This window comes from Cupriavidus pauculus (assembly GCF_022179805.1).
Taxonomy (GTDB): Bacteria; Pseudomonadota; Gammaproteobacteria; order Burkholderiales; family Burkholderiaceae; genus Cupriavidus; species Cupriavidus pauculus_E.
Genome location: NZ_BPUO01000015.1, coordinates 124,449 through 147,099 on the forward strand (window position 1 = coordinate 124,449; position 22,651 = coordinate 147,099).

The window sequence follows — 22,651 nt, forward strand, 5'->3', positions numbered from 1 at the left end:
TTGTACTTTCCCGCGCTGCTCGAAGCGGCTCGCATGGCGCCGGCTACGCTTCGCTGCGTGCCAATGTGGCTGGCATGCCTGCTGTTCCGGACCGATCGCGGTCTGGCACGACGTATGGACAACTGGCTCGCATTGTCGCCAGCTGTCGGGCCCTTGCCTGCTGATTTCTGTGAGGGTCGTGCAGCGCCTTGCTTCGCCCTCATGATGATCGCCGCGCGAAAGCCTCTGCTTTTCTGGGCTGCCATGGCGGCGGCGTCATCGCTGCCCGTCTTTATCGCATTGCGCTGGAGTTGACGGCCGTGGCAACAAGCCGCTTCTTCCTTCACGCACGCGTGTGGGTGCTCATCGCGCCGATTGTGCTCGCCATTGTCGTGCCAACCGTCTCCGATCCGGCTGCGCTCGAGATCTCCGATCTGGAGCGGCAATCGGTGGTCGCGATGCTCGGCGTGGCCGGCGAAGCGCAAGCGGCAGCGATGACGGACACCCGCTTCGCGCAATGGCTGATCGACCCCGGGCTGGTCGCGGCGTCGTATGCGGGTTCCGCCCAAGAGCACGGTCCGCCTGTCCGGCACGACATTGGCGACGCCGGGGCATCAGCCTTCGGTCGAAGTTGGGTGGATCGGGCATGGCTGATGACTTACCGCGCGATCTATCGCTTGTCTGTCGCGCAGTCCTGGTTCCTAGGTGGCGTGGCGGCTGGTTTGGCGCTCGCCAATGACGGCGCTGTCACCCGACGCATTCGGCTGGCGACCATGGGGCCAGCCGGGCGGCCCGTGGCATTTCACCTGGCAGCCCATGGGCTGCTGCTCTGTCTTGGGCTTGGGGTGTGCGCCCTGCTCTATTCCGTTCCTGTGCTGGCACACGGCTGGGTGTTGTTGGCGTGTGCGGTTGGCGCGCTTTGCTGGCACCTGGGCGCTTCGTACGGTGCGGGCGAATGAGCGCCGCTGCGCCCTGCCGTCGGACTCTTTTGACTCGCTTTGAGTCATTTCACTCGTTTGACTCACGTACTTTGACTTTTGGAGAATGTCTTGTCCAAGCCTGATCTGCCCGAAACGGAGTTTCTGCCTTTTACCGCCGACGATTTCCGGGACGATCGCCTCATCGACGTCACGCAAGCGTTGGCCCCCCACGGATCCGGCGTCGATGCGTTCGACTGGCCGACGGCCTCGGCATTGCCCCTCGGAGAACTCGACGAGCCTGCGGACAGCGCAGGTTCGGTCGGCCGCACGACACGTGGGGGACGATATGAGGACATGCAGGCGGCAAGCGACGTCGAAACCGAACTGCAGGAGATCGAGGCGTGCGCCGAAACGCTTTTGCAGGACGGCTTGATCGCGGATGCGGATGTTGCGGAAGATGCAAACGATGCGGACGACGTGGCGGGTGCCGGACAGGCACGCAGGATGTTCCACGAACTGCCACGTGAGCAACGTCAGGCCATTGTTCGCCGCCGGCGCGATATCGGCTTGCACATCATGGGTCGGCAGGCCATCGCCACACCCGTCGTGTCGGTGCCGCTGCAGCTCAATCATGCGCGGCTGCGCGGCCTCTTCGAGGGGTGGTGGCCTTACCTGAACCGCGTGGAGTTGGATCTGCAGCGCTTGGGCCGGCTTGTCTTCTCCAAGTCGGAGGAAGCCACCTTGCACGCGAATCTGGAAGACGAACTGACCAAGCTCGAGGCCTACGTGGCCAGAGAACTCATGCTGGCGAAGGCATTTCGGAATGACGGCGAAGCGCGGATGGTCGACGCGGGCGAAATCGTCTTCCGGCCGACCATCACTCGCCCCGCGGTGGACATCGAGGTCGAAGCGCTGTCCCGCTTCGCCGTGCGTGCGCTGCAGGTGATTCGTACCTACGACAAGGTCATGGATGAGTTTGATTTCATGGTGTGGAACGGGATGCGCAACATGGATGAAGTGAGCGGGGAAGTCTCGCGCTTCGGCCGCCGTTTCCAGCCGCTTGGCCTGCACGGCTACCAGATCTACCTGAAACTGCTGGCTGCCGCACGTGCCCGATGACTGGCGGCCCTCCCCCCTGATGCTGCGGTTGCCGATATGTCGCTCGGGAAGCTGATCGAAAGCTTGAACTCTGCGCAGCGTGAGGTGGTCGCGCTGCGTACGCACTGTCTTGCCGTCGCCGTCCCAGGCGCGGGCAAGACGGCGACCATTGCTGCCAAGGCGGCGTCGCTGCTGCTGGAGTCCGAGGCCACGGTCGGTGCGGTGACCTTTAGCAAAGATGCTGCGATCGAGTTGCGCGATAGGATTCTGGCGCTTGCCGGTGACGGTGTCCGCAAGCGCCTGATTGCGGGCACCTTTCATTCATTGGCTTACCGTCAACTGCGCAAGGAGGGATCAGTTGCCGACAATGTGGCGACAGAAGGATTGCGCCGGGCGATCGTGAGTCAGATTCTCCGCGAGGCCGGCATTGAATGGAAGGTGGATGACGCGCTTGCCACAATCGAGCGCATTAAGGCAGGCGCTGGCGTGTCCACGGAGGATACCGTCGGCGAAGGCGTATGCCGCGCCTACCAGGATGCCTTGGCCCGCAATGGAAAGCTCGACTTCCAGGACATGCTGCGTCAGGCAGTGCGTCGCATGGAGGATGGCACGATCTCGCCGTACCGGCTGAACCATCTTCTCGTCGACGAATACCAGGACTGTGACGCGCTGCAAGCTCGTTGGGCGGCACTGCATGCCGCCAGCGGTTCTGTCGTCACAGTGGTGGGCGACGATGACCAGTCTATTTATGGCTTTCGTCTGGCGCTTGGCGTGCGCGGCATGCAGGACTTTGCCCGGTCGCTCGGCGCGCGAACGATCGTCCTCGGTCAGAACTACCGGTCGCGCAGCGAAATCCTTGGCGCAGCAGACGCACTCATTCGCCATAACGAAGATCGCATCGCGAAGGACCTCGTGGCCGACCGCGGTCCAGGCGGTAGTGTCACGTTCGAACGGCTGGACAATGAATATCAGGAAGCCGGCGCGGCCGTTGACGCACTGGCCCCCGTGCTCGAGCGTGGCAGCACGGCCGCGGTATTGGCGCGGACCAACCGCATGCTGGATCCGATCGAGGCAATCTGCCGCGCACGCGGCATCAAATATTTCCGCGCCGCAGGCAAGTCGATCCTGGATCGGCCAGAGGTGGCCTTGATGGGGGAGCTGCTCGAACTGATTGCAGGAAAATCCGGCGCGAACGCCGACGCCCTGCTCGGCTTTGTGGGCATCAGCGTCGAGGAACGCGCGCGACTTGCCGAAGGGGGCGGCGTGTCACGCAAGGACTTGGTCGACGCAGGGATCCCTCCCCTGGCAGTGGATCGGTACCGTGATTTCATGAAACGGCTGCACGCCTGGCGGGCCTTGAGCGCGCGCGCCTTTTACGCGCTTGTCCTGGATGGCGTGCATGAGTGGATGCTGAAATTTGCGGCAACTGACGCCGGTAAGCGCGCGCTGGACACGGCTTACGGTGTACTGACACGCCTCGAGGGATCCCTCTTCGAGCGGCTGGCCTTCCTTCGGCGCGCAAATAACGCCCCGGATTCGGATGCGCTGGTTCTGACCACGATGCATGCCTCTAAGGGGCGGGAGTGGTCGGCAGTCGCAATCCTTCGGGCGGAGGAAACCGTTGTTCCGGACTCGGCCACCGCGGAGGCGGAGGAACGACGTCTGTTCTATGTAGCGATCACGCGCGCCCGGGATGAGCTGAGGATTTCGAGCGCCAGAAAGCATCCGACCTCCCGGTTCGTGGGCGAATCGGGGCTGCGTTAAAGATGCGATTAGCGCACTTTTTGTGACAACTTGGGAAAGTACTTTAAGAACGCGAGACAACTACAGCGGGGGCCTAAAGTTTTGCCAAACCCGGTCGGCGACAAGTATACGCAACGGTGTGACGTAAACTTCTTGCGGTTTACGTATACGGTCGCTATTCTACGGCCAACCATTTAATTGACGGAAAGCGTCTAAGTTTTCGGTTCAGCGCCTTTCAGGCGCTTCCAGACCTTTCCAACGGATTCACAACTGTTATGGCACGCACGAGCTTACTCAAGGCAGAACTCCCGCGCCCAGATTTTTCAGACGACCACGGCCTGTCAATCGACGGGCTGGCGGCCGTTGCGGCGCAGGCCAACGACGTCTTTGGGCAGATTCGGGATGCCATGCTGGAGCCTTACCCCCGTAAGATTCCACCGACGTTTACCAGCAGCCAGATCGCCTCGCTTTGCGGGGTCGACAAGGCGCGCTTCCACTATCTTGCCACTAAAGGCGGCCTGCCGGCGGGTACTTCGCAGGGCAACGGCCGGGCCAAGGTATTCAGCCTGGAAGACGCCATCACGTGGGTGCAACACGCCAACGGTCGCGCCAAACGGCCGGAAGGCCAGCGCGGACGGATCGTGACGGTGGGCAACTTCAAGGGCGGCGTGGCCAAGACCACGACGGCGGTTTGCCTCGCCCAGGCGCTGACGCTCCTGGGTCGCCGGGTGTTGATTGTCGACTGCGATCCGCAGGGTACGACGACCCAGCTTTGCGGCTGGGCGCCGGACGCCGAGATCGCGGAGGAGCAGACGCTCCTGCCATTGATCTACGGTGACCAGACGACGCTGGACTACGCGGTACAGACGACGTACTGGCACAACCTCGACCTCATTCCTGCATCCTCGGCGCTCTTCGATGCGGAATTCGAAATCCCTTCAAAGGTGCTTTCCGAGTCTGGATTCGAGTTCTGGGACATCCTGCGCAAGGGCCTGGTACCGCTGTCCGAACAGTATGACGTGATCATCATCGACACGCCGCCAGCGCTGAGCTACATCACGATCAATGCGCTGATTGCCTCGGATGGCATTCTGATGCCCTGCCCGCCTGACGGGCTGGACTTTGCCAGCTCGACGCAGTTCTGGCACCTCTTCTCGGACATCGCCAAGAAGCTGCCAGGTGTGCTCGAGTCCAAGCGCTACGACTTCATCAACATTGTGCTCACCAAGGTGAAGCAGGATGCGGTGTCGCGCGTCGTGCGCGAGTGGATGGTCAAGGCGTACGGTAGTCGGGTGCTCGGCATCGAAATTCCAGAGTCATCGGTACCCAAGGGCGCGTCGGCCCAACTGGCCACCGTCTATGACCTCTCCAAGCCTGACGGCAGCGTCGAAGCCTATCAGCGCTTCCGCGATCCGCTCGACAAGCTAGCCCTGCATGTCGACGACCAGTTCGTGCGGGCGTGGACAGAAAGGAAATAAACATGAGAATTGGTGACAAGCTGTTGGCGAAGACAGCCAACATTGCCGTCAAATCCAACACGCCTCAGTCGCAGGCCAACGAACCCAAGACTTCGCCCGGCCGGATGCTGGCCGCGCAATCTGCGGTCGCTGCGGCCGAACGCCGGGTCGCCGAACTGGAAGCCAGTGTCGGCAAGGCCGTGGAAGTGGCGCTCGATGAGATTACCGAGATCCCGGGCCGTCGACGCAAGCTGACGCCCGAGCAGTACGCCGAGCTTCGGGAGAACCTGCGCAATAACAAGCTGGTTCATCCCATTACGCTTGTCGTTCGGGAAGACGGCAAAAAGGAACTGGTCGCCGGCCATAACCGCTTCTACGTCTTCAAGGAATTGGGACGCGAGGCGATCCCGGCCGTGTTCGCAGATCTGGCCGACGTCGAGCAGATTGAGGAAGCCGCGTTTTATTCGAACCTGCTCTCCCCGTCCCTGCCCGACTTCGAGAAATACCTCGGCTTCCAGCGGCACGTCGACAGGACCGGGCAGTCGCAGCAAGACATCGCTGCGACCGCAGGCATTTCGGCGGGGCACCTGAGCAAGCTGTTCTCGTATGCGCGTTTACCCGAATCCGCGCTCGCGGCCCTGGAGGCTGCGAGCGATCGCGGGCGCTTGGGCGTAAACGCGGCATATGAGATGGCGACGTTCCTCGGGGAGCATGCTGATCAGGAAGCCGCCGTGACAGAGGCCGTCGAAAAGCTTCTGAGCGATTCGAAGATCACTCAGAAGCAGATGATCGCCCTGCTCCATGCACGCGTTCGCCAAAAGGCTGCAGCGCCGGCCGCGGCCCAGACGCATCGCATCAAGGTTGGCGCGCGCGAGCTTTGCGCGATCACGACCAAGAGTGGAACGGTAACGCTGAAGTTCAAGAAGCCCGAAGAAGCACAAGCCTGGGAACGGCTGGTGCGTGAATTCATCGAGGCTAACGCAGAGAAGAATAGCGAGGGCTGATCCGATTAGCCCTCATACCACGCTGACGACACATTGAAGAGTGATGAGAATGATCTAAAAAACGCTTTTGGTTAAAGACCCTCACTACAAAGACAAAGGCCTGGGCGGGAACCCAGGCCTCTGCTGAGATTCGGACGGGAATCCGAAACTCGATTTGTTGGAGTTTGATCAAGACCAAACCTCAACCTACACGTATCTACGGCGGGAACCGTGAACACGAGTCGCAACGAGTGTTCAGTGTAGCGAGAGATTTTGCCTAGTCAAGCTCCGGAGGGCGTTCGTCCGTAAATTTCGGAGCACATATGACTATTGCGCAACGCTACGCGCAGGGCGAGGCTATCGCTCGCCCTTCTCCCCTGCCACTCGCGCTCATCGAAGCCCGAGCTGCCGTATTCGATCCACTGAATTGCCTGGACCTCGGGACTACCGCCCGTCGGGTCCTTTTTGGCATTCTGCGATTCTTCAATTTGTCTCGTCCCTCGTCGTCCATCTGGCCGCGTCGGGATCTGTTGCGCGCCGAGTCTTTGCTCAACAGTGAGTCTTCTCTCTACCGTGGCCTGGCCGATTTGCAGCGGCATGGCTACGTCGTCCGTGAACAGATCCGCATTGCCCGCTCCGGGCGTTTTCACGTCTCTCCGGTTCGACTCACAGAGAAGGCACAAATTCTTCTCGGTCTCGTCGGGAGGTCATCAAAAGAAGATATGGGTCGAAAAGTTATCCACAAGGAACCGTCTCTCACAGTGGAAGACGGCCAATATAAGGAACATACCAACGGGCGGAAGTCTTTACAGAATTCATTCGCGAGCGAGCCGCCCGGAGATATTGACTCGGCTTCCAAGGTCCCGCTTCCGCTGATCTGGTTGCTCAAGCTCGGATTGACTGCTCGGGCAGTGTTCTCGCTCATGGGCATTGCCAAACGCCATGGCAAGCGACTGGAGGACATTGCCACGGCATTCCGCCAACGCCTGTCGACGCTTTCGAGTCGGGAGGCATATGCCTACATTCGATCGCTTGCCGGAAAAGACCTGGACTTCGCTGCGATTGCTTCGGGCAAGGAAGGCGCCATCCGCGCCGCGACTGAGGCGCAAAGTGCGAAGAATCTCTTGATTTCGATCCTCGCTAAGTCGCATGGGTTGACGGTCGTGAAACGTGACGGGACCAGTTTGGGGCGGATTGACGCGCATGCCCAGGTGGTCATGGGGCAGGGCGGTTCGTTCCCAGTGAACCTGCGCTTCGCTATGGCCGTGCAGAAGGGGCAGGTAAGTATTCGGCGATCATCGTTCGGCTAGCTCGTGCCACGGATACCCCCACCAGCTGCTAGACCTTGCTTGACGCGCGGAGATGTCGCGGCACCGCAATGACGGTAATCGCTGGGAGGGCGGCTGACGCAGACGAGAGAGCTTACCTTCGTCTTTCTCGTCTACGTTTCCCGACGGTGTCGGATTGCGTTGCCTAGGGTTGATCTTAACGCATCACGGTTCACCGTTTAGTTTGCCAATGGCCGCTGCGAGACGGCACGAAGGCAGCCCGAAGCAGTCGATGTAAAGCGTCCGGTGAGAAATGAGCGTGAAACATTTTTGCGCCCCAGGCATGGGACGACGCTCGCAATGGGCGTGAATGCTCTGACACACAGTTTCTAGTAGAAACCCAATGAAATCAATGGGTTAGGAAATCGTGGTTGCTGGGAGCGAGAAATGCGTTTGGATGGATTCAGCCTTCGAAATTTCTAACTTATTGATTTATAAGGCTTTCTATTAGAAAGTGGCTTGTTGGGACGCTAGGCGTCGGTGTTTGCGATTCGAGAGATTCCGTGTGCCGGGTGGGGCTACGGATATTGGCCGATGGCACGCAACCCCAGATCTTGGGCGCTAAGGAACGCACGAAAAGGATGGAGTCTTTGGGGTCGCCTAAGCGTCGTCACGCTGCCTTTCGGAAAACTGGTGGCGCATCCAACTGATAGTGCCGAGGGCTGATTTTTGACCTGATCTCGGACGGCCACATGATTTGCTCTTGGCTTTGTTCGGCAAGGCAGAGTGCATGGTTGGAACGCATGGATTGTCTTAAGCATTGATCAAAGATTGCCGTGACGGTCAGAAGACACGGTCAGACGACGGAGGGCAGAGCCATCTACTTTCGCGCCTGTGCCGGCCGGCCCTTCGTCGTCGAGTGCTCAGACCCGCAGGAGTGCAGCTAGGCGTCGTGTGGCTGATTCCTCGCTGGAGGGGCGTTCAGGATCACGAGCGCGATCGGGTTGGGGGAAGGCGGCCCTCGCAGAGGCCATCTGATTACTCCGATGCGCAGCATGGAAGTGCAGACCGGCGAGGCGGCGCGCATCTAGTTTTTTGGGGGCGGAGCCTCCACCGAAGTCCGTTCAACTGGTAGGCGCGCTAGCGGTCAACCGGTGTACGTGACGTTTCAATGAGCAATTCCTGTCGTCTGGTCGGCTTTCCAGGCGTATCGTTTCCGCGCGATATGTCGCTCTTTGCGGTGATGTCAAAGACGCGCCCGCGGTCGTGGTTGAGAAAGCACATGCCAGCCATGCTCGGATGAGACTGCGGACGACGGTGGGGCGCAGACCGATCGCTGCAAGCTGGCGTGAATTTGGAGGGGTACCGCATCAGGCATTCCACCCCCTCGCTCGGCGAGCAGCGCATTGATAGAGAACGAGTGGCGGGGTAGTAGGAGGAGATCCCAGTGGTGCGAACGCCAGTGAGGGAGGGCAGCCTTGGACAAGCACTGCTTGGCGCTGTGGACGCGCGGAAGGCCCGATATCCGGATCGTTGAACGCCGCAGGCGGTTTCGTGAACTTGTTTTGGTGGCGAAGTATGGGAAGGCACGATACTGGTGTGAACGCGAAAAAGGGGAGAGCTTTAGGCGAACTCTTCAACTGTGGAGGCCGAGTGCTGTCGGGGCGTAGAGCGTTGCAGGCTATCTCCAGCGTCGTTGGACAGTGAGGGTTGTCGATGGCGATAAACGTGGTCCTGGCCAAATGGATCACGATGCCCATCGAAGTCGGACGGTGTCGTGACAGGCGAATATTCCGGCTGCCGCCCTTCACGAAATTGCATCGCCTTCGTTGGTTTTTCAGATCACGCGTCGCCAGGGCTTTCCTTCGCCACCAGACTAATCAATCGGTCTGGGGAACAGCCGATGGCTGGGTGATGAACCAGGTGCGCTTGGAAGATCTGGAATTACGCCTGTGGGTCATTTCCGGGTTCTCGGCCACCGAGCAAGGACAGCGTGCCAAGCGACAGGAATTAGGTGCCAGAAAAACCGGGAAGACCGATTGATTCTGTTGTGCGCATACATGTCGTGAAGCGGGCGACATCGCAGCATTCAGGTGGCCGCGCATAGGGGCACATGGCGCCCGCTCCTTCCGTTCCGGCGCACGCATTCGCGGAACGGGTTCTGCCGTCGGCCCTGGTTGTGGAGCCTCGGACGCCCTATTCGCGACCATATTCAATTTAGCGGTGTTGAACCAGGCGGGAACCGAGTGGAAACAACGTGGAAGCTTAATGCGCACACAGCACCACGAGTGCCGTTTTGATCTCCGGCGCCCGCAGCGTGTCGGGTCCCTTTGAGCGCTGGATTGCTCGACACCTCCGCTTCCGTAGGTCGGCAAGACCACGGGAAAAGGTCAGCGCGAAGTACCGCACTTTGCGTCTAGGGGGCAGGGCACGCCCGAAGATATCGCAGCCTTGGAATTAGATGGTTCTGCGGTCGGCATGTACACGTTGGTCGAAGTCGCGGCCGTGGGAGTCTTCGTTGTTGCCGCTCAGGTACTCGTGTTCGGCTTATCGATTGTAACAAAATGTAACTGCGTAGAAACGGTGCCGTGAGATTTAGCAATGGATCGGAGCGAACTTATTCTGCAAGGTATCCCTAAGAAAGCCCTCGAACGGATTCCGGCATGTTTTCGTTTGTGCCGGCGTTGCCTGTAGGTTCCGTAGGCGTGGGAGAGTCCCTCGCGATACCTCAGCGCGTGAGTACTCCGGCCGCCAAAACAGTCGCAGGCGGTAATGCAGAGAAGCACTTAGACGGTGAGCTGTACGCCATACATCAGGTAAACGATATAACCCATTGTTTTTATTAAGAAAAGCCTCGTGTAAAAAATCTACGGGTCACTTTTGATTGCCTAAATGCAATGCAAATTATTTTTTTGGCGCGGTTCTGGGCGCTCGACCTCCTATCCAGGGCGCAATCGCGCGCGTCTGGACCACCACAAGTCAGTCAACTGAGCGAGCGGACCGCCGGGCCAGCTCTGATGCGCGCCTCATTGCGCCGCCTGACTGGGGACATGACATCCTCGCTACGGGCGATGTTGCTAGGCGAGGAGCGCCTCGCCCGACGCGCGCATTGCGCCACTGGGAATCATGCGAATTGGCGACGGTGGTTTTGAAGCGGCGTACCGCTCGGTGGTCGACGACTCGGCTGGCCGACGGACAGCTCCGGCAGGTTCGGCCATTGCCGCCAGGATGATGGGGAGTGCGCAAGGCTGGCTAGAGGCGCCGTATTGCCGAGGGACGGCTGGCGCGCGCGAACTCGCTGGTCGATTGGGCAAAGTCTTTTTCTCCGATGGCAGAGATGCTCCATCTGGTGCCGGGTGTTTCGCTGACCGAGCCGCAGGCCGAAGTCATGTATGGCCCGTGCTGCGCCAGCTTTCCATTTGCGGTCGGCGCGCCGGAATTGGCGAAGCGAAGGCCAAGGCGACTGAGAGGAGGGGCACCGCGTTCGACGCGGGTGTCGACGCCGCTCGCGCTAGCGGGGGCGGCATTTCGCCCTGACTGTTCTCGGCACGCGCGAAGGTACTGCTAGGAAAACTCCCGAGGGCTGCCAACGGCCTGTTTGTCCGGGGTACTCATTGGCGTACCACGCGCTGGCCCACCCGATTCCGTCAGCTATCGTGATCGTCTGGCACCTGGCCGCCTGGGGTTTTACGCCCGAAGGGGAAGTGGTCGGGTTGCTCGGCGCATTTGCCGCCGAGCAAGGAAACGAGGGAGTGGCGCCTAAGCTGGGTGGCCAGGTGTATTTGGATCGTGACCAACTTGAGCGAAGTCGAAAAGACCCAATTGAAAAAGCGATAGCATCGGGCCACTGCTGACGTCATGCAACACAATGGAAGCGCAACGAGCGCCGCAATCATTGGTTGCAACGATAGACGATACGAGTTACCATTTTGCCAACAACTAACCCGCGATATCGGTGTGGCTTGACCACCTGGTGCGCGGGGGAAAAAGCCGGCGCAAGCCGGTTTTTTCGTTTCTGGAGACGGGAATGGCGGGGGAGGAGGGCCGGACGCTCAGGACGCGCGTCTATGTCGACGGGTACAACCTCTACCGAGAGAACACCAACGTGGTCGTGGGCTTGGTGATCCCGACCTGTGACCACAAGCGCAATCCCAACGCGGATCTTACGAAGTACAGCCACTGGACGCGTTCACACATTACTGAACAGGAACTCGCTGCCGCCCAATTGCCAAGGGCAGTGCCCAAAAAGCGGGGTATGAGCCTGAAGCCGGTGTCATGGTATCCGCGTCCTGATTTGCTCGGCCCGGCCCTTGAGCTTGCCATCAGAGTTCGACGCAGTTCCAGTGAGGCCTTCAAGTGGTTGAGCGCGCCCAACGAGCACTTGAGCGGCGAGATACCTTTGACACTATTGGAATCAGATGCCGGCGCAGCCAGGGTTATGGCTTATATCGACCGTTGGATTGCGGAACATTCGACGAGGCCACATCGAGCACCCGACCGGAAGGCTGAAGGCAAGAGACTGGGCACGCTGCAATCCGCCATCACTCAGCGCGTTGCGCCTTGGTGGGAAAAGCTCGCTGCCGGCTTTCTTTGCTGTTGGTTGCGAAAGTGGTTCCATCGGGACCAGTTTCAAAGAGTAGGCGCGATCCGCGAGCGCTTCGGGGGCGCACCTAGCTTTGGTTTCCAGGAACATTGTTGATCCGGTCGAATCGGATACAAACGGCGACGGCCAATAACAGTCTCGGGAGTTAAAGCCGCAACTGCAGTCGGTGCTCCGCCAGCAATCCAGCGGGCCTCACTATCAGCGCTGCGATCAGCGCAATCCCGATCAACATGAGACGCAGCGCCGCAAGTTGCGAGGGCGTCATCCACCCGACCTGATCGTTCAGGAAGCGCGTGCCTTCGAGCAACAGGATCACGGTGAACGCGCTCAGCAGCACGCCACGATTGCTGCCGCGACCGCCGATGATGACGCCCATGAACGCATAGGCGGTGATGATGGGCCCGAACTGCGTGGGGTCGATGTACTGGTAGTAGGCGGCGTGCAGTGCGCCGGCCACGCCGGTGACTGCACCGCCGATGCCGAACAGGCGCACGCGCAGCCACAGCACGTCCTTGCCCAGTGTGGCTGCCACGAGCGGATCGTCCCGCAGGGCGCGCGCGGCGCGTCCTAGCGGCGAACGCGCAATCGTTTCCAGCAGCAGGAAGCTCAGCAGCAATGCCGCCAGCGCCAGCAGCAGGAAGGCACCGTCACCAGTCACGGGGCGCGCGATGTTGGCAATGCCCAAGCTGCCGCGCGTGAGCCAGTCTTCGTGGATCACGATGAGTCGAAGGCATTCCGCAAACGCCAGCGTCACGATGGCCAGGTAGTCGTCGGCCAGCCGCAGCGAGATCAGGCTGGTCAACGCGCTGGCGATGCCACTGACGGCAATCGCGCCGACCAACGCGAGCCACGGCGATGCGCCTGCGGCGGCCAGTTGCGCGTACATGTAAGCCGCCAGCATGTAGAACCCGAACAGGCCAAAGTTGACCATGCCGGTCAGGCCCCATTGCAAATTGAGCGACAGCGCGGCAATGCCGGCGATCGACACCAGCACGAGGATGGAGATCAGGTAGGTTGTCATTTTGCGATGCGGGCCGTGCCGAAAACGCCCCAGGGCCGCACCAACAACAGCGCGGTGAGCACGGCGAACGAGACGAGTGGTCGGTAGTGGGGCGGGAGAATCAGCGTGGACAGTTCGGCGATCACGCCCAGCGCCAGCGCGCCAAACACGGCAGCCATCGGATGCGCGATGCCACCGAGGATGGCTGCGGCAAAGACCTGGATCACGTAGTTCCAGCCCATCTGCGGGTCCAGCGTGGCATCGAGCCCGATCAGCGTGCCGGCAGCCGTCGCCAGTGCGCCAGCGATGAACCATGTGATGCCGATCACGCGATTGCCGACGATGCCGCGCGCGGCAGCCAGCGACGGGTTGTCCGCCACGGCGCGCATGGCCCGACCCAGCGAAGTCAACCGCAGCAAGCCCCAGATCGCCAGCAGCGCGAACAGGCTCGTCGCCGCGATCAGCAACTGTTCATGGTTGATGCGCAAGCCGGCCACACGCAGTGGGCGCGCGGGATCCACCGCGTAACCGACGGCAGCGTTGCCCGCAATGAAACGGACTGCGTTCTCCAGCACGAATGCGACGCCCATGCTGGCGACGAGCAGCGTCACACCCGATCGATCGCGCAGTCGCCGGTACACGATGGTATCGACCAGGACCGCGAGCAGGCCGCCGAGGACGGCGCCGGCCAGCGCCGACGGCAGCAGCGGCCAGCCAAGGCCGGCATTGAACGCGTAGACGATGTAGGCGCCGGCGGTCAGCATGGCGCCGATGGCGAAGTTGGCAAAGCGCAGCACGCTGAACGTCAGGGCGAGCGCCAGCGCGGGCAGGGCGACCAACAGTCCCGTGACCACGCCGTTGAATAAAGTCTGGATCATGCAGGAACGGTGCTATCGGGAGTGTCGGATGAGGCTACATCAGCATCAACGTCGGGATCATGGCCGAAGAACAGGCGCGGCAGATCGGCGTCATTCAGTAGCGCGTGCGCGGGACGCTGGCTTCTCACCTGACCGTTCACCAGCACCAGGCCGTGATCGGCGACCGTGAGTCCCAGTCGCACATTCTGTTCGATCATCAACAAGGTCACGCCGGTACGGCGCACATCGGCAATGCGTTCGAACAGCAGCGCGGCGTTGCGCGGTGAAAGTCCCGCGGAGGGTTCATCAAGCACGAGCACCGATGGCTGCTGCATCAGCGCGGCAGCCATCGCCGCCATCTGGCGTTGACCGCCGCTCAGCAGGCCGGCCGGTGTGCGCAGCCGCGTGGCAATTTCCGGGAACAGCGCCAGTACGGCGTCAAGATGCGCGCGTTGTGATGGCCCGTTTCGTTGGTGGCCATTTCGCCGGTTGCCCTGCACACCTTCCCAACCGAGCCGCAGGTTGTCCAGTACGCTCAGGTTCGGAAAGACATTGTGTTCCTGCGGCACATAGCTAAGACCCAGATGCGTTCGTGCCGGCGCGTCGAGTGCACCGATCTGGCTCGCGTCTAGCGTCAGCGTGCCCGATGCCAGCGGCAGCAGGCCGACAACGGCCTTCAGCAGAGTCGACTTGCCGGAGCCGTTGGGGCCGATCACGGTGACGGCGCCGCCGGCCGGTATGTGCAACGAGACATCACGAATGATGCGCTTGCCGTGATAGCCCGCGCTGATCCCGTCCAGTTGCAGGGCCTGGGTCATGCGATTTCCCCGAGGTATGCGGCGCGCACACGCGTGTCAGCCGTGACGTCGGCGAAGCTGCCTTCGGTCAGCACGGCGCCCTGCGCGAAGACATAGACGTGATCGCTCAGTGTGGCCACCATGTCCATGTTGTGTTCGACCAGCGCAAAGGTCATGCCCTCGTCGCGCAGATCGGAAATGAACCGCCCAAGAGATTCCACCAACACCGGATTGACACCGGCTGCCGGCTCGTCCAGCAGGACGATCGACGGATCGGTCATCAGCGCGCGGCACAACTCCAGGAGCTTTTTCTGTCCGCCGGACAGACCGCCGGCCGGCTGGTTGGCCAGCGGCAGGAGCTTCGCGCGTTCAAGCAGCGCTCGTGCACGCTCGATGGCTTGTCGTTCGGCCCCTCGCACGCGCCGACGTCCGAACAGTACGTTCCAGAAGCGTTCGCCAGGATGCGCAGGCGTGGCCAGCAGCAGGTTTTCGAGCACCGTCAGGCTGTCGAGTTCGCGTGCGAACTGGAAGGTGCGCGCCACGCCGTGGCGGGCGCGGCGATGCACGGGCAACGCGGTGATATCGGCATCGCCCAGCGTGACGCGTCCGGAATCGGGCCGCAGCACACCGGCAAGCACGTTGAACAGCGTCGACTTTCCCGCGCCGTTGGGCCCGATGATGCCGGTGATGCGCCCGGGCTGCAGGGTGAGCGTGGCGTTGTCCAGCGCGCGCAGGCCGCCGAACGCAATGTTCAACGACGAGGCTGACAGGGCGGCAGCACTGCGCATTACTTGAGTACGTCCAGCAACTGGTTGGCGCCGTCGCGGATCACGAAGTGCCCGTACTCGCGGTTCAATTGATCGCCGGTCGGCGTGAACTGGAACTGCGATCCCGCGCCACTGTACGCGATGGCCTGTTTTGCGCGAATGGCTTTCAGGCCGTCCACAGGATTCTCCACCGCCTTGCCGGGCCCATTGACCACCGGCAGGATCGCCTTCGCAAACACCTTCGGATCCGCGCTGCCGGCGCGCTCAATGGCCAGTGCCAGCACCGAGATTTCATCCCACACATTCGACGGGAAGATGGCGAGCGTGCCTGACGGAATGCCGGCTTCGCGCGCGAAGGTCTTGTACGCCGAGGACGAGGCGGGCGGGATCGACTGGATGTGGTGGATGCCTTCGGCCACCTGCTTGCCTACGTTCTTGATGAACGCGCCTTCGGCGTCGGCGGCCGACGAGTTGGCGTAGAGACGCGTATCACTGAAGCCGCTACGATACACTTCGCGCGAAATCGCCGACAGGTCGGGCAGATAGCTGGGAATGAACACCGCATCGGGCTTGCGGGCGAAGACCTTCTCCACTTCGGCGCGGTAGGAGGGCTGGTTCGGGTTGTAGTAGACGACGTCCAGGATCTGGCCGCCCGACTTCTTGAACGTGTTGACGAACGGATCGACCATGCTGAGCGTGAAGGGCGTCTGGAGCACCAGCAGCGATGCCTTGTGTGCGCCGTCCTTCGCGGCGGCGCGCGCGAACACCGCGCCCCAATCGCTGCCGCGCGCCTGGAATCGCCACACCAGGCCTTTGTTGTCACCTTGGGTGACTTCGTCGCCCGATCCGGTCACGAACAAGGGCACGCCACGCTCGATCGTCAGCGGCTTGACGGCCATGGCGACCGCGCTGCTCCACACGCCGACGATCGCGCTCACCTTCGAGACGTCCAGCAGCTTGCGCGCCGCCGCAACGCCTGCCGTCGGGTTGCTTTCGTCGTCCTCGACCAGGATCTCGATCTTGCGCCCGCCCAGCAGCCCGCCGGCCTGGCTGTTGATGTAGTCGGCGGCTTTGCGCGCGGCGTTGGCCATGCCGGCGCCATAGGCACCGCCACCGCCGCTCAACGGCGCCAGGATGCCAATGCGGATCGGACCATTGTCCTGTGCGAGCGAAAGGGTGGGCAGGCCCAGGGCGGCCGCGCCGACGCCAGCGGCGCGCAGCCAGGCGCGGCGCTGCAACGAGATAAGCGACGAGAAGTCAGACATGCGAATGAAGACGGACGAAGTGGAAGAAGGAGAGCCTCAGGCCGGATGTACCGCGGTGGCGTCTTCGCCGATCTGCAGCGCCTGATTGAAGCGGTTGAAGAAGCCGCACAACGAGATGCGCAGCGTTAGCTCAACAATCTGCGCCTCGCTGAAATGTGCGCGCAGCCGCGTGAAGACGTGGTCGCGGATGCGTTGGGGCTGCTGCGTGACAACGATCGCGTATTCGACGACAAGCTTGTCGATGTCCGACAGTTCAGGATGATCGGCGTAGTCGAGCAGCCTGCGCGCACCAGCTTCGCTGATGCCTTCCACGGCCAGGCGTGGTGCGTGATTGGCCACGCAGTAATCGCAGTCATTGAGCAGGGAAACGACCACGATGGCCATCTCGATGTAGCGATAGGGCACGGCATTGCGCGCCTTCAGCTCCAGCAGCAACTGCGGAAGATGATCGACGGCGGGGCCCACATGGGCCAGCACCGAGAACTGATCGGCAAAATGGGCGCCGTTTCCGGTAAAGGCGTCGAACAGCGCGCGGCGCGCCGGATCGAAGGTGTCGGGAGAGATTTCGCTGACGCGAGGCATGGTAACTCCGGTGAGACAGTTATTCCGTGAGGGCGGGCGCATCGACCGCCGCTGGTGACGCGCGACGGAAGGACGACCCGACATGCGGCGCGCGCAGCGTCGGGCCAGCGTGGAATAGCTTCTCGCGAAGCGTGCCGTCCGCGTAGGCGGTCTTGTAGATGCCGCGGCGCTGTAGTTCGGGCACAAGATGCGTCACGATGTCCTCGAACGTGCGCGGCATTTCGACAGAGGCCAAGTTGAAGCCATCGATGCCGGTGTCCGCCATCCAGGCCTGCAGTTCATCGGCCACCTGCTGCGCGTCGCCAACGGCCAGGCCACCGCGGCCGCCGATACCGACGAATTCCACGGCATCGCGCACCGTCCAGCTCTTGTTCGGGTCGAGTTTGCTGAACGACGCCAGCGCGGATTGCCCCGCATTGGTGTCCACGTAGTCCAGCGTGTCGTCAGGTGCGTAGCGGCTCAGGTCGATGCCGGTCCAGCCGGACAGCAGGGCCAGTGCGCCTTCGTAGCTCACGCGTTCACGGTAAGCGGCGTGACGTGCGTGCGCTGTCTCCGCCGTGTTGTCCACGATGACTGTGAACATGGCGAAGATCAGGACGCCGTCGGGGTCGCGCCCTTCGGTGCGCAATGCGTCGCGAAGCTTGGCAACGGTGCGACGCAGCCCATCGCGTGTGGGCGCGCCGACGAAGATGCATTCGGCATGGCGCGCCGCGAAGCGCGAACCGCGATCCGAGCCACCCGCCTGGAACAGCAGTGGCGTGCGTTGCGGCGAGGGTTCGCACTGGAACACGCCGTCGATCCGCAGGTCGTCGTACTGATAGGTCGTGCGATGCACGCGTGCCGGATCCGCATAGACGCCGGTCTCACGATTGCGTACCACAGCGCCGTCTTCCCACGCGCCTTCCCAAAGCCGATAGCAGATATCGAGATAGGCGTCGGCGCGATCGTAGCGGGCATCATGCGCGCGCAGGCCATCCTGGCCAAGGCTCTTCGCACCGCTGTCGAGGTATGACGTGACGATGTTCCACGCCACGCGGCCCTGGCTCAGGTGATCGAGCGTGGTCAGCCGACGCGCGAGTAGATACGGATGCTCATATGACACCGACAGCGTCACGCCGAACCCCAGATGCCTGGTGGCGTGTGCCATCAGCGGGATCAATGGCGCGGGATCGTTCATGGGAACCTGGGCCGCCGTGCGCAACGCCGCATTGGGCGTGCCGCCAGCTACATCGTAGATGCCAGTGATATCGCCGAGAAACAGTGCGTCAAATTTACCTGCTTCCAGCAGTTGCGCGAGTGCGACCCAATGATGTGTGTGCAGGTATTCTGCTGACCGGTCCTCGGGACTCGTCCATTGCCCTGGGGCAAGATGGACGACGCAGTTCATGGTGAAGGCGTTGAGGCGAATCTGGCGGGTCATGCTGAATGCAGGCGCGCTTGGGGCGCGCTTGGGGCGCGCTTGGGGCGCGCTTGGGGCGCGCTTGGGGCGCGGTGTGGCGAGGGCAAGCGACCGATTGTCGGCCACACCATGGCTCCGAGGGAACTACGGATTTTGCATAGACTTATGCGTTGATTGTTGCGAGGCGGAAGTCGGCGAGCTCCATTGCATATACGTCAGGGCGGCTTTTCCATATCCGTTATCGGTCGTTTGCGTCTCAGGGGCTGACGCCTAACATGGCCGTCCTGTCTATGGAATCCATCCACCACGATGCATAAATCCCTACGAGCACTTCTGTTTTCGGGTCTGGCTTTGGCTACGTCTATTGGCAACGCGGCGGAGCCGCTACCAAAGGAAGTGCGTATCGCCTACAGTGGCGGCGCGCAGCTAATCGTCAACGCCAAAGTCGATGGGTCGCTGGAAAGAGCGTTCGGCGTTCCGGTTAAGTGGGTGCAGTTCGGCACCGGTGCGGATGTACTGAACCTGTTCGCAAGCAATAGCGTGGACATCGCCAACTTTGGCTCGAGTCCCACGGTTTCGGCCATCGTCCGCAAGCTACCGATCGAGCTGGCGGGCATTTCTGCGGACATCGCAACGTATGAGCGCCTGGTCGCGCGCAAGGGCAAGAACATCCAGTCGCTCCAGGACCTGGCCGGCCACACGGTGGGTTACCCGCCCAATTCCACGGCGCAATATGCGCTGGACACGGCCATCCAGCTCAACAAGATCGATCGCACGAAGATCCGGTTCGTGCCGCTCAAGCCAGATGAACTGGTGGCCGCATGGCGACGAGGCGATATAGATGCTGGGTACGTCTGGGCGCCATTCAATTCCACGCTGGAAGCCAATGGCGGGCAGCCGGTGTTCTACACAAAGGATCTGAAGAAGGACGGCTATCTGATCTTCAACGGCATTTCGGTGAGCAAGGCATTCGGTGAAAAACACCCGGATTTGGTGGCCAAACTGCTGCTGGTGCTGGAGCAGCAGGTCGCCAACTATCGGCGCAATCCAGATGCCGTCGCAGAAGCCATCGCCAAGGAACTGGGCGCCACTCCAGCCGCGGTCAAGGAATCGATCAACGGCAACAACTATCCGTCCATTGAAGAGCAACTGAAGCCTCAATGGTTTGGCGATGGCGGCAACACCGACCAGACGGTGTTGGCCGGTGCCGTGCGCAAGACGGCCGAATTCCTGGGGAGTATTGACCAGGTTCGTCGCGCCGATATTCCGGCGTCGTTCTCGACGTCAATCAACCCCCGCTATCTGAAGCTGGCCGAACAACTGAAGGCGGCGAAGTAGTCGTGGCCTCGCGTCGTATGCGTCAGGGTGCAGTCAGCGCGCTGTCGTTGATTGCCGTTCTGGGGCTCTGGCAGATTGCAGGCGGCTCAGGCTGGGTCGATACGCTGTTCCTTCCTCCGCCCAGTGAATTGCTCGGGACGCTGGCTGACCTGTGGCAAAACGGATATGGGCAGATTCCTCTGGCGCGCCATATCGGCATCAGTCTGGCACGCGCGTTGTCGGCGTTTGTGGTGGCTGTGGTGATTGGTGTGCCGCTCGGGCTGGCGATGGGGCTGCATGGTGGGCTCAACGCCGCGCTGAATCCGTTTGTCCAGTTCCTGCGCCCGTTGCCCAAGATCGCACTGATTCCGCTGACGATCGTTTGGCTGGGCATCGACGAGGCGTCGAAGTTCTTCCTGATCTTCATTGCCACGTTTCTGAACGTGCTCGTTGGCGCGACTGCTGCCGTGCAGGGGGTGCCGCAGGGTTATGTACGCGTGGCGCAAACACTGGGCCTTGGCAGGTGGCAGATCTTCTGGCGTGTGGTGTTTCCCCATTGCGCGGCAGATTTGTTCACCACCATCCGGCTGTCGGTAGGCATCGGCTGGACGGCACTGGTGGCGGCAGAGCTGGTGGCATCCACCTCCGGCGTGGGCTGGATGATTATCAACGCAGGGTCCTACTTGCGTACCGATGTCGTGATGATCGGCATCGTCATTCTTGGACTGATTGGATACGCCCTGGACGTGGCGCTGGTGGCCTTGCAGCGCGCCATCGTGCCGTGGACGGGCAAGACTTGACATGGCAGACATTGTGCTCGAACGCGTGACGTTCGCTTTCGGATCACCGCGAACAGCGCAGCTTCCTGTGTTGCAGGATGTGGGCCTGCAAGTGGAGCGCGGCGAATTCGTCGTCCTGCTGGGCCCTTCGGGCTGCGGAAAATCGACGATCCTGAATCTGATTGCTGGCTTCGAGACGCCCCAGCATGGACGCATCCTGAGCCAGGGGCGCCTCGTGACCGGACCGTCTCCGTCGCGCGGCATGGTGTTCCAGCAGCCGCTGCTGTACCCGTGGTTGTCCGTCTTTGACAACGTGACGTTTGGGCCGCGCATGCTGGGATTGCCAGAATCGGAATGGCGCCAGCGTGCAACGGATCTGCTCCAGCAGATGGGGCTGCAGCGCCATCATGATGCCAGGCCCTGGGAACTGTCCGGCGGCATGAAGCAGCGCGTGGCACTGGCCCGGGCCTGGATCATGCGTCCGGAAGTGCTGTTGATGGACGAGCCGTTCGGGGCGCTGGACGCACAGACACGGTCCTTGATGCAGGAGTTGCTGCTGGAAACATGGCAGCACCTGCGAACCACCGTGGTGTTCGTTACCCACGATGTGGACGAGGCGATCCTGCTCGGCACGCGCATTCTCGTCATGTCTGCGCGACCGGGGCGCATCCGGGAGACGATTCACGTGCCCTTTGCTGAAAGACGCGACACTGAGGGGCTTGCACTCGAAAGCGAGTACGGTCGTATCAAGGCCCACGCGCTGCAGTTGGTGCGAGAGGAAGCCCGCCGGCATTTGGCTCTCGCGTAGGCGTACGCACAACGGGCCAATGGAAGCAAGGCCCGCGCCGCTGAAAACGTTGTAGTGGTGGCTTGCCGGTAGCTCGACGAGCTGGAAAGTGGCCTTGCGACGAAAGCCATGAGGATGCCACCGTTGTGGGCCAGGCGCCCGCGCGCGTGCTGAAGGATGTCGCCGCGGTCTTGGCTCGCCATGCTACGCAAAGCCGCAAGGGCCCGGACTCGGTCTCGCAGGAGGTGGTGCGGGGTGGCCCCCATTTGAAAGTCGCCCGTGAGCGCTTCACAGCTTCCACGGTTACGCGCCGCAAGACTATAGATGCAGCCTAATACCGGACCGCTCAGAGAAGCCTCCTTCGGGAGGCTTTTTTGTTGCAGCTAGGCCAATAGAACAAGCGTCCGGGTAGTCAGGCAGCCGCGGCCGTTTGTGCCATGGCTGCTTGCCATACAGGCGGCGTGCCGAGGCACTGGATAAGGTGGTCGGTGAAAGCCCTCAACTTGGCCGAAGGTTTGGGCTGTGGGCGCAGCAGATAGATCCCTCCAGGCGCTTGCGGGAGAAGGCCGTCCATGTGGATTTCTTCGAGCCGGCCGGCCCCAATATCATCACCAACTGCCCAGTCAGGCATCAAGGCGATACCGAGACCCTGTAGCACGGAGAGACGCCTGGCATCGCAGTCGTCGCATTCAAGTGCAAAGGTAAGGCCGGCCACGTCAGAGGGGCTTAGTATTTCTCGCCATCCCCGCATGCTTGAGCTGTGTCCTCGGTCAATCAGCCGATGGGTGCGCAGGTCTGCCGCATGAATTGGACGCCCTCGTTCTCGCAAATACTTCGGGGCGGCGCAAGTGATGTAGCGCTGCGAGGCTATGCGTTGCGCGATGAGCGAACTGTCAGCCTGCTGTCCCACTCGAATCACTAGGTCGAAGCGTTCCAGAACAGGGTCAACTACCCGCTCTGTCAACTCAATCTCTACCGTCAACTCCGGGTATCGCGAATAAAGCGAGCCTAGGTGGGGGATGACGTGTCGTCGCGTGAACGCAGGAAGGC

20 protein-coding genes are annotated in these 22,651 nt (G+C 61.6%); 12 read left to right on the forward strand and 8 right to left on the reverse strand.

Annotated features, from left to right (window positions below):
• Positions 1-188: 188 nt before the first annotated feature.
• The 9 genes from MFF62_RS25050 to MFF62_RS25090 all read left to right on the forward strand — a co-directional run bounded on the left by MFF62_RS25050 (position 189) and on the right by MFF62_RS25090 (position 12,147).
• Entirely contained in the window at positions 189-938 is a 750-nt protein-coding gene (locus MFF62_RS25050) for an IncC plasmid conjugative DNA transfer DtrJ family protein (protein WP_238265827.1), read from the forward strand.
• Positions 939-1,028: 90 nt separating this feature from the next.
• Positions 1,029-2,018 (forward strand): ATPase, encoded by a 990-nt coding sequence (locus MFF62_RS25055; RefSeq protein WP_238265828.1) that lies wholly within the window; start codon positions 1,029-1,031, stop codon positions 2,016-2,018.
• A gap of 36 nt (positions 2,019-2,054) precedes the next feature.
• Entirely contained in the window at positions 2,055-3,761 is a 1,707-nt protein-coding gene (locus MFF62_RS25060) for an ATP-dependent helicase (RefSeq protein WP_238265829.1), read from the forward strand.
• A gap of 254 nt (positions 3,762-4,015) precedes the next feature.
• The gene (locus tag MFF62_RS25065; RefSeq protein WP_238265830.1) at positions 4,016-5,218 is read left to right on the forward strand and encodes a ParA family protein; all 1,203 of its coding nucleotides are present in this window, start codon (positions 4,016-4,018) and stop codon (positions 5,216-5,218) included.
• A gap of 2 nt (positions 5,219-5,220) precedes the next feature.
• The gene (locus MFF62_RS25070) at positions 5,221-6,201 is read left to right on the forward strand and encodes a ParB/RepB/Spo0J family partition protein (protein ID WP_238265831.1); all 981 of its coding nucleotides are present in this window, start codon (positions 5,221-5,223) and stop codon (positions 6,199-6,201) included.
• Between the two features lie 302 nt (positions 6,202-6,503).
• Positions 6,504-7,490 (forward strand): hypothetical protein, encoded by a 987-nt coding sequence (locus MFF62_RS25075; RefSeq protein WP_238265832.1) that lies wholly within the window; start codon positions 6,504-6,506, stop codon positions 7,488-7,490.
• A 1,686-nt stretch (positions 7,491-9,176) separates the two neighbouring features.
• Positions 9,177-9,491 carry a hypothetical protein gene (locus MFF62_RS25080; RefSeq protein ID WP_238265833.1) on the forward strand — a complete coding sequence of 105 codons (315 nt, stop codon included), beginning with the start codon at positions 9,177-9,179 and terminating at the stop codon, positions 9,489-9,491.
• A 1,065-nt stretch (positions 9,492-10,556) separates the two neighbouring features.
• The gene (locus MFF62_RS25085) at positions 10,557-10,985 is read left to right on the forward strand and encodes a 2-dehydro-3-deoxygalactonokinase (protein WP_283205380.1); all 429 of its coding nucleotides are present in this window, start codon (positions 10,557-10,559) and stop codon (positions 10,983-10,985) included.
• Positions 10,986-11,403: 418 nt separating this feature from the next.
• A complete protein-coding gene (locus tag MFF62_RS25090; protein WP_238265835.1) occupies positions 11,404-12,147 on the forward strand; it encodes an MbcA/ParS/Xre antitoxin family protein in 744 nt (247 codons plus the stop codon).
• 49 nt (positions 12,148-12,196) lie between these two features.
• Here the strand turns inward: MFF62_RS25090 and MFF62_RS25095 are convergent, their stop codons facing one another.
• Genes MFF62_RS25095 through MFF62_RS25125 form a run of 7 tightly spaced genes read right to left on the reverse strand, consistent with a single transcriptional unit; the run spans position 12,197 to position 18,739 of the window.
• A complete protein-coding gene (locus MFF62_RS25095) occupies positions 12,197-13,072 on the reverse strand; it encodes a branched-chain amino acid ABC transporter permease (RefSeq protein ID WP_238265836.1) in 876 nt (291 codons plus the stop codon).
• Complete coding sequence (locus tag MFF62_RS25100; protein WP_238265837.1) at positions 13,069-13,929, reverse strand: branched-chain amino acid ABC transporter permease; 861 nt, start codon at positions 13,927-13,929, stop codon at positions 13,069-13,071. The genes MFF62_RS25095 and MFF62_RS25100 overlap by 4 nt, the downstream gene beginning before the upstream one ends.
• Positions 13,926-14,726, reverse strand: a complete 801-nt coding sequence (locus MFF62_RS25105; protein ID WP_238265838.1) for an ABC transporter ATP-binding protein — start codon at positions 14,724-14,726, stop codon at positions 13,926-13,928. The genes MFF62_RS25100 and MFF62_RS25105 overlap by 4 nt, the downstream gene beginning before the upstream one ends.
• The gene (locus tag MFF62_RS25110) at positions 14,723-15,493 is read right to left on the reverse strand and encodes an ABC transporter ATP-binding protein (RefSeq protein WP_238265839.1); all 771 of its coding nucleotides are present in this window, start codon (positions 15,491-15,493) and stop codon (positions 14,723-14,725) included. The genes MFF62_RS25105 and MFF62_RS25110 overlap by 4 nt, the downstream gene beginning before the upstream one ends.
• On the reverse strand, positions 15,493-16,737 hold the full coding sequence (locus tag MFF62_RS25115) for an ABC transporter substrate-binding protein (protein ID WP_238265840.1): 1,245 nt from the start codon (positions 16,735-16,737) through the stop codon (positions 15,493-15,495). The genes MFF62_RS25110 and MFF62_RS25115 overlap by 1 nt, the downstream gene beginning before the upstream one ends.
• A gap of 36 nt (positions 16,738-16,773) precedes the next feature.
• Complete coding sequence (locus tag MFF62_RS25120) at positions 16,774-17,319, reverse strand: carboxymuconolactone decarboxylase family protein (RefSeq protein WP_238265841.1); 546 nt, start codon at positions 17,317-17,319, stop codon at positions 16,774-16,776.
• Positions 17,320-17,338: 19 nt separating this feature from the next.
• Positions 17,339-18,739 (reverse strand): LLM class flavin-dependent oxidoreductase, encoded by a 1,401-nt coding sequence (locus tag MFF62_RS25125; protein WP_238265842.1) that lies wholly within the window; start codon positions 18,737-18,739, stop codon positions 17,339-17,341.
• 288 nt (positions 18,740-19,027) lie between these two features.
• Between MFF62_RS25125 and MFF62_RS25130 the strand changes: the two genes are divergently transcribed.
• From MFF62_RS25130 to MFF62_RS25140, 3 genes are read left to right on the forward strand one after another with little or no spacing between them, the layout of a single operon-like run.
• Entirely contained in the window at positions 19,028-20,056 is a 1,029-nt protein-coding gene (locus tag MFF62_RS25130) for a taurine ABC transporter substrate-binding protein (protein ID WP_238265843.1), read from the forward strand.
• Positions 20,057-20,073: 17 nt separating this feature from the next.
• Positions 20,074-20,835 carry an ABC transporter permease gene (locus tag MFF62_RS25135; protein ID WP_238265844.1) on the forward strand — a complete coding sequence of 254 codons (762 nt, stop codon included), beginning with the start codon at positions 20,074-20,076 and terminating at the stop codon, positions 20,833-20,835.
• A gap of 1 nt (position 20,836) precedes the next feature.
• Complete coding sequence (locus tag MFF62_RS25140; protein WP_238265845.1) at positions 20,837-21,622, forward strand: ABC transporter ATP-binding protein; 786 nt, start codon at positions 20,837-20,839, stop codon at positions 21,620-21,622.
• A 391-nt stretch (positions 21,623-22,013) separates the two neighbouring features.
• Here the strand turns inward: MFF62_RS25140 and MFF62_RS25145 are convergent.
• Positions 22,014-22,651: substrate binding domain-containing protein (locus MFF62_RS25145; RefSeq protein WP_238265846.1), on the reverse strand; the 638-nt coding region annotated here is incomplete at its 5' end.

Excerpts from the sequence above, each read along its gene's own strand:
- MFF62_RS25065 (WP_238265830.1), top strand. The coding sequence starts at position 4,016 with ATGGCACGCACGAGCTTACTCAAGGCAGAACTCCCGCGCCCAGATTTT.
- MFF62_RS25125 (WP_238265842.1), bottom strand. The coding sequence starts at position 18,739 with ATGACCCGCCAGATTCGCCTCAACGCCTTCACCATGAACTGCGTCGTC.
- MFF62_RS25120 (WP_238265841.1), bottom strand. The coding sequence starts at position 17,319 with ATGCCTCGCGTCAGCGAAATCTCTCCCGACACCTTCGATCCGGCGCGC.
- MFF62_RS25130 (WP_238265843.1), top strand. The coding sequence starts at position 19,028 with ATGCATAAATCCCTACGAGCACTTCTGTTTTCGGGTCTGGCTTTGGCT.
- MFF62_RS25100 (WP_238265837.1), bottom strand. The coding sequence starts at position 13,929 with ATGATCCAGACTTTATTCAACGGCGTGGTCACGGGACTGTTGGTCGCC.
- MFF62_RS25060 (WP_238265829.1), top strand. The coding sequence starts at position 2,055 with ATGTCGCTCGGGAAGCTGATCGAAAGCTTGAACTCTGCGCAGCGTGAG.
- MFF62_RS25115 (WP_238265840.1), bottom strand. The coding sequence starts at position 16,737 with ATGTCTGACTTCTCGTCGCTTATCTCGTTGCAGCGCCGCGCCTGGCTG.
- MFF62_RS25070 (WP_238265831.1), top strand. The coding sequence starts at position 5,221 with ATGAGAATTGGTGACAAGCTGTTGGCGAAGACAGCCAACATTGCCGTC.
- MFF62_RS25105 (WP_238265838.1), bottom strand. The coding sequence starts at position 14,726 with ATGACCCAGGCCCTGCAACTGGACGGGATCAGCGCGGGCTATCACGGC.
- MFF62_RS25110 (WP_238265839.1), bottom strand. The coding sequence starts at position 15,493 with ATGCGCAGTGCTGCCGCCCTGTCAGCCTCGTCGTTGAACATTGCGTTC.
- MFF62_RS25140 (WP_238265845.1), top strand. The coding sequence starts at position 20,837 with ATGGCAGACATTGTGCTCGAACGCGTGACGTTCGCTTTCGGATCACCG.
- MFF62_RS25095 (WP_238265836.1), bottom strand. The coding sequence starts at position 13,072 with ATGACAACCTACCTGATCTCCATCCTCGTGCTGGTGTCGATCGCCGGC.
- MFF62_RS25135 (WP_238265844.1), top strand. The coding sequence starts at position 20,074 with ATGCGTCAGGGTGCAGTCAGCGCGCTGTCGTTGATTGCCGTTCTGGGG.
- MFF62_RS25075 (WP_238265832.1), top strand. The coding sequence starts at position 6,504 with ATGACTATTGCGCAACGCTACGCGCAGGGCGAGGCTATCGCTCGCCCT.